Raw genomic sequence first — 423 nt, 5'->3', positions numbered from 1 at the left:
ACACATACCGGGCCACGAGCGCCTCGACCGTCGCCCGGTCGAACAGCTCGGTCGCGTATTCCACGAACCCGACCAATCCCGCACCGTCGGGGGCATCACCGAGGTTGAACCACAGGTCGAAGCGGGATGTCCCGGGGGAGGTGAAGAAGGAGGAGATATCGATGCCGGGCAGCGCGATCACCGGTGGGGTGTTGTTCTGGAAGGCCAACGCCACCTGGAACAGTGGATGATGCGCCGTGGAGCGGATCGGGTTGAGTAGTTCGACCAGCAGCTCGAACGGCGCGTCCTGGTGGGCGTAGGCGGCCAGCGCCTTTTCTCGTACCTGCCCGAGCAGGTCGGTGAACGAACCGGTCGGGATGACGCGTGCCCGCAACACCCACGTATTGACGAAGAACCCGACCAGCTCGGTCAACGCCTCCTCGG

General features: G+C 64.8%; 1 protein-coding gene. It reads right to left on the bottom strand.

Annotated features, from left to right (window positions below; genetic code table 11):
* Positions 1-423, bottom strand: a 423-nt coding sequence (locus ACX4ZE_RS23130) for a condensation domain-containing protein (protein ID WP_480275577.1), incomplete at both ends; no start/stop codon positions are given.

It is taken from the genome of Nocardia sp. TBRC8007, from assembly GCF_056629435.1.
The sequence above is the reverse complement of the archived record's forward strand: the minus strand, read 5'-3'. Positions and strand labels throughout refer to the sequence as shown.